Genomic DNA, 11,271 nt, shown 5'->3' with positions numbered 1-11,271 from the left:
ACGGTCGCAGCTGACTTATCAATATCGTGCCGGAGCCGGTCGACCAAGCCCCTACCCTTCCCCTGGCAACCCCTAGTGGGTTAGCCGTCCCCTTTCCCGCCCCTTAGCCGCGGGTTGCGTTCCGGGGCATTGCGGTACGGTCGGCGACGGCTACCAGACGACGGGGCGCGCTATCAGAGCTGGCAGCGCCATTTCTATGGGACGAAGGTGACCTATGGCACCGCCCGTTGGGCCGGTTGACGTGTTGATGCCGGCCGGCCGTTGTGCGGACGAGGAATCCGGTAATTCGATACCCCGGCCGCGGATCGTCGGCGTGGGAACCGCGGTACCGCCGTTCTCCTATTCCCAGTCCGAACTCCTGGAATTCTTCAAGGTGACGGATCCCAAGATTCGTTCGGTCTTTATGAACAGTGCCATCGAGCGCCGCCACCTGACCCTGCCGCCGGTCGACGCCGCCGGCGACCGGCGCGACGAGGCCCAGGGCGAACTGCTGCGCAAGCACCGCACCACGGGTCTCGACATGGGCATGCGCGCGCTGCAGGCGTGCCTCAAGCGCGCGGACGCCGAACTCGACGACGTGCGCTACCTGTGCTGCGTCTCCACCACCGGCTTCATGACGCCGGGCTTCAGCGCCCTGATCATCAAGGAACTGGGGCTGCGGCAGGACTGCGCCCGGCTCGACGTCGTCGGCATGGGCTGCAACGCGGGCCTCAACGGCCTCGGCGCGGTGGCCGGCTGGTCCAGCACCCACCCCGGCGAGCTGGCCGTCCTGCTGTGCGTGGAGGCGTGCTCGGCGGCGTACGTCTTCGACGGGACCATGCGCAGCTCGGTCGTCAACAGCCTCTTCGGCGACGGCTCGGGAGCGCTGGCGCTGATCTCCGGCGGCCCGGACCGCGCGCCCGGGGGATACGGGCCGGGCGACAGCTGCCCGACGGTGCTCAAGTTCGCCAGCTGCATCATTCCCGACGCCGTCGACGCGATGCGCTACGACTGGGACGACGACGCCGGGAAATTCAGCTTCTTCCTCGACCGCGACGTGCCGTACGTGGTCGGTGCGCACGCCGAATCCGTGGTCGGAAGGTTGCTTGAGGGAACCGGAATACGGCGGAGCGACATCGCGCACTGGATCGTTCACTCCGGTGGCAAGAAGGTCATCGATTCCGTCACGGTCAACCTCGGCCTCACCCGACACGACGTGCGCCACACGACGGGCGTGCTGCGGGACTACGGGAATCTGTCGAGCGGTTCCTTCCTCTTCTCCTACGCCCGCCTGCTGGACGAGGGCGTGGTCGAGGAGGGGGACTACGGAATCTTTATGACCATGGGCCCGGGATCGACCATAGAAACGGCTCTCCTGCGGTATTGACCGGCCGGCTCGTACGGTTACGCCCCGGCCCGGCCGATGTGCGGGGCAATCGCTGACGGAGGTGTGGTTCACATCATGCAGAACATGTCCCCGGAACCGACGGTGGAGAACGGCGGATCGCACCGCCTCGCCCTCGGCGTCGACACCGCGCAACCCCTGTCCGAATTCCTGATCGGCGAGCTCGACGGGCTGTGCGACCGGATCGAGGACGCCGGCGGCAGCGCGGTGGCCGTGATCCGGCTGGGCGACGCCACGGCCGTGACGCCGGGCACCGGGTGGCCGGGCGAGGTGGGCATCCACCTGGTCAACAAGTGGGAACGGGCGCTGCGCAGGCTGGAGCGGGTCGGCGCGGTCACCGTCGCGGTCGCCGCCGGGGCCGCCGGCGGTCCCGCGCTCGAGGTCCTGCTGGCCTGCGACTACCGTATCGGCGGCAGCGCCATGCGGCTCTCCCTGCCGGGCCGGGACGGCGAACCGTGGCCGGGCATGCTGGTCCACCGGCTGGCCAACCAGCTCGGCCCCACCCGCGCCCGGCACCTGGTGCTGTTCGGCGGCGAGATCTCCGCCACCCAGGCGCTCCAGCTCGGCGTGCTGGACGACGTGGTCGACGACACGGACTCCGCGGTGGCCGCCAAGGCCGCCTCCCTCACCCACCTCACTGGTACCGAACTCGCCGTCAGGCGCAGACTGTTGCTGGACGCGACCACCACCAGCTTCGAGGAGGCGCTGGGCGCCCACCTCGCGGCCTGCGACCGCGCCCTGCGGCGCGCCCGGCCCACCGGTCCCACGGCGCCCGCCGACCCCACCGCCCCCTGAAGAGAGCGAGAACAGCGCGATGACCCGCAGTGGCGGCACCCCGCCGGCCGCGCACGACGCGTGGCGGGCCGCCGTACCCGAGCCGACCGGCGAGCTCGCCGCGGACGCGGCCGCACTCGACGCCTACACCCGGCACGGCCGGGACCTGCTGGCCGCCCTCCCGGCGAAGGCCGACCGCGACCCGGAACAGCTGCACACCGGCGAGCTGGTCCACGAGGCCGCGCGCCTGGCCCGCTCCCGCTTCCTCCAGCCCCACACCGAAGCCGTCTACCGGCAGTTGACCGACGACGGCACGGCCCATCCCCGCCTGGGCGAACTGGCGTACGCCGCAGCCGAGGCGTTTCCCGGACTCGTGCCCTCCAGGAAGGAGACCGAGGCCGAGGAGGGGCTCGTCCAGGCCCACAAGGAAGGGCTCGAAATCGATCAGGGCATCTTCTTCCGCGCCCTGCTGGGGACGCCCTCGACGGGCCGGCACCTCATCGACAGCATGCTCCGCCCCACGCCCCGGGCCGAGGAACTGCTGCCCGGCTTCCAGGCGACCGGCGAAGTGGACCTGGGCACGGTCCACCTGGAACGCCGCGGCCCGGCGGCCCACCTGACCATCCACAACCAGCTCTTCCTCAACGCCGAGGACAACGAGCTCATCGCGGACATGGAAACCGCCGTCGACCTGGCCCTGCTCGACGACGAGGTCACGGTGGGAGTGCTGCGGGGCGCCCCGATGACCCACCCGCGCTACCTGGGCAGGAGAGTGTTCAGCGCCGGCATCAACCTCACCTACCTGCACGAGGGCCGCATCTCCTACACCGACTTCCTGCTCGGCCGCGAACTGGGCTACATCAGCAAGTTCGTCCGGGGCCTCAAGGTGCCGGACGGCTCCCGGGAGACACGGACCGTCGAGAAGCCCTGGCTCGCCGCGGTCGACACCTTCGCCATCGGCGGGGGCATGCAGTTGCTGCTCGCCGTCGACCGCGTCGTCGCCGGAGCCGACGCCTACTTCAGCCTCCCCGCGGCCCAGGAGGGCATCGTCCCGGGCGTGGCGAACCTGCGGCTCGCCCGGCTGATGGGCGGCCGCGCGGCCCGGCGCGTCATCCTGGGCGGCCGGAAGGTCTGGGCACACGAGCCCGAGGCACGGCTGCTGTGCGACGAGGTCGTCGACCCGCGCGAGATGGACGCAGCCGTCGACCACGGCGTGGACATGCTCGACAGCCCGGCCGTGGTCGCCAACCGGCGCATGCTCAACCTCGCCGAAGAGCCCGTCGACTCCTTCCGCGCGTACATGGCCGAGTTCGCCATGGCCCAGGCGCTCCGGCTCCACAGCAAGGACGTCCTCCACAAGGTCCACCGGTTCTCCGACCGGCGGTCGTCGCACCGGGCCGGCGCCCGGTGAACGCCGCGAGACCCCCCGGCGCCGCGCGGCGGATGACCCCGCTCGACGCCATGCTCACCATCCTCCGCGAGGAGGGCGTCGACCGCGTCTTCGGCAACCCCGGCACCACCGAACTGCCGTTCCTGGACGCGCTGACCGACGCCGAGGACATCGAGTACGTGCTCGGGGTGCAGGAGGCCTCCGTCGTGGCCATGGCCGACGGGTACGCCCGCGCCACCGGCCGGCCGGCGTTCGTCAGCCTGCACGTGGCCGCCGGCCTGGCCAACGGCCTCGTCGGGCTGCTCAACGCCCGGCGCTCGCGCACGCCGCTGGTGGTCACCGCCGGCCAGCAGGACCGGCGCCACCTCGTGCAGGACCCCATGCTCTCCGGCGACCTCGTCGGGCTCGCCCGGCCCGCCGTCAAGCACGTCTTCGACGTCCAGCACGGCTACGACCTCCCGGTCATGCTGCGCCGGGCGTTCGCGTTGGCCGTCCAGCCCCCCGCGGGCCCGGTGTTCCTGTCGGTCCCCATGGACCTGCTCGACGAGGACACGCCCGTCGAGGTGCCGGACCGGTCGGTCCTCGCCCCGCAGGGGCCGGCCACCGAGGTGGCGGCCGCCGCCCGGCTGCTGGCCGGCGCCGAACGGCCCGTGATCGTCGCCGGGGACGGGGTCGGGCGGGACGGGGCGGTGGCCGAACTGGTCGCGCTCGCCGAGGCGCTCGGCGCCGCCGTGTACCACCAGCCCATGCACGACGCGCTCGACTTCCCGTTCACCCACCCGCTCCACCAGGGCGCGCTCGCCCCGGTCAACGCCGAGATCCGGGCGACGCTCAGCCCCTACGACGTCGTCCTCGTCGTCGGCGCCCACGCGTTCACACCGCACCACTACTCGCCCGGATCACCGGTGCCGGAGACGGCCACCGTGATCCAGCTCGATCCGGACCCGGGCGAACCCGGCCGCGCCTTCCCCGTCTCCCTCGGCCTCGTCGGCGCGATCCGGCCGACCCTGGCCGCGCTGGCCGGGGAACTGACCGGGCGGGTGACCGCGGCCGGGGAGCGCACCGACGCCCTGCGCCGGGCCGCCGAGCTCCGCCGTGCCCTCGTGGAGAGCGAGGTGCTGGCCGGGTACGGGCCCGCGCCGCTCGACCCGCTGAGCGCCGCCCACGCGGTGGCCGCGGCCCTGCCGGACGACGCGGTCGTCCTCGAAGAGGCGATCACCACCGGACTGAAGCTCCGGGAGGTGCTGCGCCTGGAGGCGCCGGGGTCCCTGCTCCACACCGTGGGCGGCGGGCTCGGCTGGGGCGTCGGCGGCGCCGTCGGCCACCGGCTCGGCGACCCGCGGCGCCCGGTGGTGGCCGTCCTGGGCGACGGCTGCACGATGTTCGGCCTGCAGGGGCTGTGGAGCGCGGCCCGCTACGGCGTGCCGGTGACGTTCGTGGTCATGAACAACGGCGAGTACCGCACGCTCAAGCACACGCTCGACGACCGGGACAGCCGCGCGACCCGCGCCGGGCACTACCCCGGCCTGGACCTCGGCCCGCCCCGGCTCGACTTCACGCGGGCGGCGGCCTTCTTCGGCGTCGAGTCGGTCCGGGTGACCGACCCGCGCCACCTGTCCGAGGTCGTGGCCAAGGCCGTCCAGGGGGACTCCCCCCTCCTGATCGAGGTCCCGATCACCGCGCACGCCGACGAAGGCTGAGAGAGGACCCGCATGACACGTCTGGTCGACCCCGCCGGCCTGCGCGGCAAGGTGTACGGCGACGGCTGGCGCACGACCGCCGCCGGCACCGCCGACACCGTCGAACCCGCCACCGGCGCCACCCTGGCCACCGTCGGCCTCGCCGGAGCCGCCGAGGTCCGCGCCGCCGCCGCGTCGGCGGCCCGGGCACAGCCGGGCTGGGCGGCGACACCGCCGGCCGAGCGGGCCGAACTGATGCGCGCGGCGGCGCGGCTGCTGGAGGAGCACCGCGCCGAGGTCGTCGAGTGGATCGTGCGCGAGGGCGGTGCCGTCGTCCCCAAGGCCGAGGCCGAAGTGGACGCGGTCCTCGACGAGCTGTGGGTCGCCGCCTCGCTGCACACCCAGCCGCACGGTCATCTGCTGCCGTCCGTACCGGGCCGCCACAGCGTCGCCCGGCGGCTCCCGCTGGGCGTCGTCGGCGTGATCAGCCCCTGGAACTTCCCGCTGCTACTGGGCATGCGCGCGGTGGCGCCCGCCCTCGCCCTCGGCAACGCGGTGGTGCTCAAGCCGGACCTGCACACCCCGGTCTCCGGCGGCCTGGTCGTCGCCCGGCTCTTCGAGGAGGCGGGGCTGCCCGCCGGGGTACTGCACGTGCTGCCGGGCGGCGCCGAGGCGGGAGCCGCGCTCACCGAGAGCCCGGACACGGCGATGATCGCCTTCACCGGCTCCACCGCCGTCGGCCGGCTCATCGGCGAGACGGCCGGCCGGGCGCTCAAGCGCGTCTCCCTGGAACTCGGCGGCAACAACGCGCTGATCGTGCTGGACGACGCCGACCCCGGAACCGCCGCCTCCGCGGGCGCGTTCGGTGCCTTCTTCCACCAGGGCCAGGTGTGCATGACGGCCGGGCGGCACATCGTGCTGGAGCGCGTCGCCGACGCCTACGTCGAACACCTCACCCGGCGGGCCGAGCGGCTCAGCACCGGTGACCCGTGGACGGCGAAGCCCGACCTCGGGCCCCTCGTCGACGCCGCGCAGCGCGAACGGGTGGAACGCATCGTGCGGGAGTCGGTCGCCGCGGGCGCACGGGTACGCACCGGCGGCACGGGGGAGGGGCCGTTCTACCGGCCCACGGTGCTCACCGGCGTGACGCCGCGGATGCCCGCGTTCACGGAGGAGATCTTCGGCCCGGTCGCACCGGTCGTCGTGGTCCCCGACGTCGAGACGGCCGTCGCGGTGGCCAACGACTGCGCGTACGGGCTCACCGCCGGCGTCCTCACCGGATCGCCGGAGCGCGGCCTGGCGGTGGCGGAACGGCTCGGCACGGGCATCGTGCACGTCAACGACCAGACCATCGGCGACGACGCCGTCGTGCCGTTCGGCGGCCGGGGCGCGTCCGGCAACGGCAGCCGGCACGGAGTGCTGCACAGCTGGGACGAGTTCACGCAGTGGCAGTGGATGACGGTCCAGGGGGCGGTACCCGCGTACCCCTTCTGAAGCGTCCGTGCGCCCGGGGAACCGGGCGCTGCGTCCGGCTCCCCGGGCGCACGCGAACGCCGCCCGGCGCGCCCCTCGTCCTCACGGCCGGGGCGCGCCGGGCGGCGTCGTCCACGGCCCTACGGGCGCTTCTCCGCCACCACGCCCTGGATGAGCGGCAGCCATCCCCAGAGCTTGTACAGCCGCTTCCAGCCCTGCACCGAGAAACCGGCGTCCCGCAGCATCCGGTTGAGCTCGCGCGGCGTGTGGCACCGGTCGCGGCAGCGAAAGGCGATGAACAGCGCGCGCAGCCAGCCGATCGCGAAGTGGTCGGCGATGTAGAATCGCCCGCCGGGCGCGAGCACCCGGTGCACCTCGGCAATTCCCTCGACCCGGCTCCGCCAGTGGTGGAAGCAGATCGTGGTGACCACGAGATCGAAACCGCCGTCCTCGAAGGGCAGTTTCTCGGCCGGGCCCTGGAGGAAGTGGACCCGCAGGCCCTTGGGCACCTTGCGGCTGGCTTCCTTCACCATGTTGGGTGAGATGTCGACGCCATTCAGTTCGGCGTCGGGAAATGCAGGGCCGACCCGCCGCAGCAGTGCGCCCGTGCCGCAGCCCACGTCCAGGATGCGCTTCGGCTGAATACCCGAGGAAGCGGCCCAGTCGACCAGACTCTGGTGGATGTCGTTGCGGATCCGCTGGACTTTGCTGTCCTCGTAAGTGGGCGCCCAGTCGTTGTAATGGACCACATCCCGCTCTGGTTTGAACGAGCTGTCGATCACGGAGCCTCCAGCGCATAGTGGCGTGCGGGCGGGGAAAGTTGCCGTTGCGCCGCAGAGCCTAGTGAGACCCCAGGCCCCGTGCCAGCCCCTACCGGTCACCTACGACTCCCTATCGAACGCCTTTATTCCACTAGGGGGTTGCCCCCGTCCGCGACGGCGGAGAACGTGGTTCCCCCTCGTGCGTGCGCATAGACCAGGCACATTGTCGAACGGAGCGATGACGGTCGCCGGTGCCCTGCGGCAACGCACTCCCCCGGAGGACGAGAGAACAGGTGACGTCATGAAAACCGCGAACCGGCACGGCGGCCACGGTTGGCCGGACATCCACCGGATTCCACATCCACCCCATCGGATCCCTTTTCTCGGTGATCTGGTCGGGGCGCATCCGGCCACCCCTGTCCAGGACACCATGAACATCGCCAGGAATCTGGGCCCGATCTTCCGGCGCAAGGTCTTCGATCACGAATTCGTCTTCGTCTCGGACTCGTCGATGGCCGCCGAGCTCGTCGACGAGTCCCGTTTCCGCAAGCACGTCGCCGAATCCATGACGGATCTGCGGGACATCGCCGGCGACGGTCTGGCCACGGCGTACCACCACGAGCCCAACTGGCAGCGCGCGCACGACATCCTGGTACCCGCCTTCACCCGCGAGGCGCTCAAGAGCTACCACCCGACGATGCTGGCGGCCACCCGCCGGCTGCTGGACAGCTGGGACCGCTGCGTGGGCGGCGCGCCCGTCGACGTCAGCCGCGACATGACCAAGGTGACGCTGGAGACCATCGCCCGGGCCGGGTTCGGGTACGACTTCGGCTCGTTCGAACGCGCCGACCCGCACCCCTTCGTCCGCGCCATGGTCCGCGCGCTGAAGTTCTCGCAGCAGAACGCCGTCGAGGTCCCCTACATCGGCTCCCTGCTGACCCGGCGCGCCAAGCGGCGCAACGCCCAGGACACCGCTCTGATGGCGGAGATCGTCGACGAGGTCGTGCACCGGCGCATGGCGGACGGCGACACCGGCACCCACGACATGCTCGGTCTCATGCTCAACACCGCCCACCCCGAGACGGGCGAGCGGCTGGCGCCGGCCAACATCCGCAACCAGGTCATCACCTTCCTGGTCGCCGGGCACGAGACCACCGCGGGCGCCCTGTCCTTCGCCCTGTACTACCTGGTCAAGAACCCCGCGCTGCTGGCCGCGGCCAGGGAGGAGGTGGCCCGGGTCTGGGGCGGGGGCGCCGACCCCGACCCCTCGTACGAGCAGGTCACCAAGCTCCGCCACGTGCGCCGGTGCCTGGAGGAGGCGCTGCGGCTGTGGCCGACCGCCCCCGGCTTCGCCCGGGAGGCGCTGGAGGACACCGTGATCGGCGGCCGCCACCCCATGCGGCGGGGCGCCTGGGCGGTCGTGTTCACGCCCATGCTGCACCGCGACCCCGTCTGGGGCGGCGACGTGGAGCGGTTCGACCCCGACCGGTTCACCCCCGAGCGGGTGCGGGCCCGCCCGGCGCACGTTTACAAGCCCTTCGGCACGGGAGCCCGGGTCTGCCTGGGCCGGCAGTTCGCCCTGCACGAGGCGACCCTGGTGCTGGCCATGCTGGTGCACCGCTACGAGCTGGAGGACCACGCGGACTACCAGCTGAAGGTGCACGAGCGGCTCACCCTCATGCCCACCGGCTTCACCCTCGCCCTGGCCCACCGCGCGCACCACGCCGACGGCCCCGGGGCGGCGTCCGCCGGCGCCGGTAGGGAGACGTCGCAGAACGGCGCCCCCGAGCCCGCGGACGCCTGAGCCGCCGGCTCCCGCGTGCCTTCGGCCGGGCGGCCGGACGCTTGGCCGAAGGCACAGACGGTCCCCCGAACCACTGGTCAAAAGGCACAGAATCCCGCCCGGGGTCACCACGGAGCCGGTGAATCATGGATGATGGGTCTAGGAGCCGCAGCCCGATCCGGTGCGGTCCGGTGCTGACTCCCCACCCGCCTTGTACGCAAATCCGCAGGTGAGAGAGCCAGACATATGCGTTTCCTCAATGATCAGAAGCCGTCGTACGACCTGACGTACGACGACGTCTTCATGGTGCCGAGCCGCTCGGCCGTCGGATCCCGCCAGGGCGTGGACCTGAGCGCGCCCGACGGGACCGGCACCACCATCCCCCTCGTCGTCGCCAACATGACCGCGATCGCCGGCCGCCGCATGGCGGAGACGGTGGCCCGCCGCGGCGGCCTCGTCGTCATCCCGCAGGACATCCCGATCGAGGTCGTCGCCGAGGTGATCTCCTGGGTCAAGGGCCGCCACCTGGTGCTCGACACCCCGATCGTCCTCGCCCCCACGCAGACCGTCGCCGACGCGCTGTCCCTGCTCCCCAAGCGCGCGCACGGCGCCGGTGTCGTCGTGGACGCCGACCACCGCCCCGTGGGCGTGGTCACCGAGCACGACCTGACCGGTGTGGACCGCTTCACCCAGCTGTCCGAGGTCATGTCCACCGAGCTGCTGCTCCTCGACGCCGACATCGACCCGCGCGAGGCCTTCAACAAGCTCGACGCCGCCCACCGCAAGCTGGCGCCCGCCGTCGACAAGGACGGCAAGCTGGCCGGCATCCTCACCCGCAAGGGCGCGCTGCGCGCGACCCTGTACACGCCGGCCGTGGACGAGGACGGCAAGCTGCGCGTCGCCGCCGCCGTCGGCATCAACGGCGACGTGGCCGGCAAGGCCAAGGCCCTGCTGGACGCCGGTGCGGACACCATCGTGGTGGACACCGCCCACGGCCACCAGGAGTCGATGATCGCCGCGATCAAGGCCGTGCGGGCGCTCGACCCGCGGGTCCCGATCGTCGCGGGCAACATCGTCGCCGCCGAGGGCGTGCGCGACCTCATCGAGGCCGGCGCCGACATCATCAAGGTCGGTGTGGGCCCGGGCGCCATGTGCACCACCCGCATGATGACCGGTGTGGGCCGCCCGCAGTTCTCCGCGGTGCTGGAGTGCGCCGCCGAGGCGAAGAAGTACGGCAAGCACGTCTGGGCCGACGGTGGCGTCCGTCACCCCCGTGACGTGGCCATGGCGCTGGCCGCCGGCGCCTCCAACGTCATGATCGGCTCCTGGTTCGCCGGGACCTACGAGTCCCCGGGCGACCTCCAGCAGACCGCCGACGGCCGGCTCTACAAGGAGAGCTTCGGCATGGCCTCGGCCCGTGCCGTCCGCAACCGCACCTCCGAGGAGTCGGCGTACGACCGGGCGCGCAAGGGCCTCTTCGAGGAGGGCATCTCCACCTCCCGCATGTTCCTCGACCCGGGCCGCCCGGGCGTCGAGGACCTGATCGACTCGATCATCGCGGGCGTCCGCTCCTCCTGCACCTACGCGGGCGCGGGCTCCCTGGAGGAGTTCGCCGAGCGTGCCGTCGTCGGCGTCCAGAGCGCCGCCGGCTACGCCGAGGGCAAGCCGCTGCACGCCAGCTGGCAGTAGTCCCCCACCGCCTTTGAAGGGGCGCGATCCGGTTCGCCGGGTCGCGCCCCTTTTTTGCTGCCCATGTACCGATTCATAACGCGACGTGCAACGATCGCCCGTTCCAAGCCCCCGGACGCAATGATCCACCGGTCATACGCAAGAATGGTGCATTACGAGCGCGGCCCCTGACCTCGTAGGGTCTGCGCAGAACGTGGAGTGGCGGGTACCGCTTGCTCGGCGGTACCCCCTCGCAATGGGTTTGCTCTGCCATGCCGGCGCGCCCTGGGTGACCGCCGTCGGCCGTCGCTCCCGACCGGCACCCCCGACCGGCAGTCATGAACGGAGCGACCCCTGTG

The 11,271-nt window shown here is 72.0% G+C and carries 8 protein-coding genes; 7 read left to right on the top strand and 1 reads right to left on the bottom strand.

All coding sequences use genetic code 11. From position 1 onward, the window contains the following. The first annotated feature begins 247 nt into the window (after nt 1-247). The 5 genes from dpgA (at nt 248) to CYQ11_RS04820 (ending at nt 6,721) form a co-directional block, all read left to right on the top strand. A complete protein-coding gene (dpgA, locus tag CYQ11_RS04840; protein WP_099197620.1) occupies nt 248-1,366 on the top strand; it encodes a 3,5-dihydroxyphenylacetyl-CoA synthase DpgA in 1,119 nt (372 codons plus the stop codon). Nucleotides 1,367-1,450: 84 nt separating this feature from the next. Next, on the top strand, nt 1,451-2,179 hold the full coding sequence (gene dpgB / locus CYQ11_RS04835) for an enoyl-CoA-hydratase DpgB (protein WP_099197733.1): 729 nt from the start codon (nt 1,451-1,453) through the stop codon (nt 2,177-2,179). A gap of 19 nt (nt 2,180-2,198) precedes the next feature. Beyond that, nucleotides 2,199-3,569 carry a (3,5-dihydroxyphenyl)acetyl-CoA 1,2-dioxygenase DpgC gene (dpgC, locus tag CYQ11_RS04830; RefSeq protein ID WP_099197619.1) on the top strand — a complete coding sequence of 457 codons (1,371 nt, stop codon included), beginning with the start codon at nt 2,199-2,201 and terminating at the stop codon, nt 3,567-3,569. 50 nt (nt 3,570-3,619) lie between these two features. Continuing rightward, a complete protein-coding gene (locus tag CYQ11_RS04825; protein WP_240003136.1) occupies nt 3,620-5,248 on the top strand; it encodes a thiamine pyrophosphate-binding protein in 1,629 nt (542 codons plus the stop codon). A gap of 12 nt (nt 5,249-5,260) precedes the next feature. After that, nucleotides 5,261-6,721 (top strand): aldehyde dehydrogenase family protein, encoded by a 1,461-nt coding sequence (locus CYQ11_RS04820; protein WP_099197617.1) that lies wholly within the window; start codon nt 5,261-5,263, stop codon nt 6,719-6,721. 119 nt (nt 6,722-6,840) lie between these two features. On the opposite strand, the gene CYQ11_RS04815 is transcribed toward CYQ11_RS04820, so the two are convergent. After that, nucleotides 6,841-7,482, bottom strand: coding sequence for a class I SAM-dependent methyltransferase (locus tag CYQ11_RS04815; protein WP_181143584.1), 642 nt, complete (start codon nt 7,480-7,482; stop codon nt 6,841-6,843). A gap of 280 nt (nt 7,483-7,762) precedes the next feature. Here CYQ11_RS04815 and CYQ11_RS04810 point away from each other — a divergent pair, with 280 nt between their 5' ends. Together CYQ11_RS04810 and CYQ11_RS04805 are read left to right on the top strand one after the other, a co-directional pair. Beyond that, complete coding sequence (locus tag CYQ11_RS04810) at nt 7,763-9,265, top strand: cytochrome P450 (RefSeq protein WP_099197615.1); 1,503 nt, start codon at nt 7,763-7,765, stop codon at nt 9,263-9,265. A 225-nt stretch (nt 9,266-9,490) separates the two neighbouring features. Beyond that, complete coding sequence (locus CYQ11_RS04805; protein ID WP_099197614.1) at nt 9,491-10,933, top strand: GuaB1 family IMP dehydrogenase-related protein; 1,443 nt, start codon at nt 9,491-9,493, stop codon at nt 10,931-10,933. The last annotated feature ends 338 nt before the right edge of the window (nt 10,934-11,271 follow it).

Source organism: Streptomyces cinnamoneus, assembly GCF_002939475.1.
Lineage (GTDB): Bacteria > Actinomycetota > Actinomycetes > Streptomycetales > Streptomycetaceae > Streptomyces > Streptomyces cinnamoneus_A.
Note: the sequence above shows the minus strand (reverse complement) of the source record. Positions and strands in the feature narration are given on the sequence as shown.

Excerpts from the sequence above, each read along its gene's own strand:
- dpgB (WP_099197733.1), top strand. The coding sequence starts at position 1,451 with ATGTCCCCGGAACCGACGGTGGAGAACGGCGGATCGCACCGCCTCGCC.
- CYQ11_RS04810 (WP_099197615.1), top strand. The coding sequence starts at position 7,763 with ATGAAAACCGCGAACCGGCACGGCGGCCACGGTTGGCCGGACATCCAC.
- CYQ11_RS04825 (WP_240003136.1), top strand. The coding sequence starts at position 3,620 with ATGCTCACCATCCTCCGCGAGGAGGGCGTCGACCGCGTCTTCGGCAAC.
- dpgA (WP_099197620.1), top strand. The coding sequence starts at position 248 with ATGCCGGCCGGCCGTTGTGCGGACGAGGAATCCGGTAATTCGATACCC.
- dpgC (WP_099197619.1), top strand. The coding sequence starts at position 2,199 with ATGACCCGCAGTGGCGGCACCCCGCCGGCCGCGCACGACGCGTGGCGG.
- CYQ11_RS04805 (WP_099197614.1), top strand. The coding sequence starts at position 9,491 with ATGCGTTTCCTCAATGATCAGAAGCCGTCGTACGACCTGACGTACGAC.
- CYQ11_RS04820 (WP_099197617.1), top strand. The coding sequence starts at position 5,261 with ATGACACGTCTGGTCGACCCCGCCGGCCTGCGCGGCAAGGTGTACGGC.